The organism is Bacillus sp. SIMBA_005, assembly GCF_046535585.1.
Classification (GTDB): domain Bacteria; phylum Bacillota; class Bacilli; order Bacillales; family Bacillaceae; genus Bacillus; species Bacillus pumilus.
The window spans coordinates 1-270 of record NZ_JAWRWI010000427.1 but is presented as its reverse complement, the minus strand read 5'-3'; the positions used below and the strand labels follow the sequence as shown (position 1 = coordinate 270).

1 pseudogene is annotated in these 270 nt (G+C 53.3%); it reads left to right on the top strand.

What is annotated here, in order from left to right:
• Positions 1–270, top strand: a pseudogene (locus SB660_RS20745) (hypothetical protein); the annotation flags it as partial.

Sequence of the window (270 nt, the reverse complement as noted above, 5' to 3'; positions counted from 1 at the left end):
AAACTCCTGCACCCATTCGGTAAGAAATAAAAAATTGGGGATGAATTTTCATCCCCGTTATCTCCAGCGTCAGGGAGGCTTTATGCACAACGGTTATTTTCTCGGTGTCGATGTCGGATCGGCCAGTGTCAGGGCAGGCGTTTACAGTGCCAGTGGCCACAGGCTGGCATTCGCTACTGCGCCCGTCTCCCAGTTTCGCCCTGGCGGCGAGCGTGTCGAACAGTCTTCGGCAGAGATCTGGCAACAAGTTTGTAAAACGGTGAAAGAGGC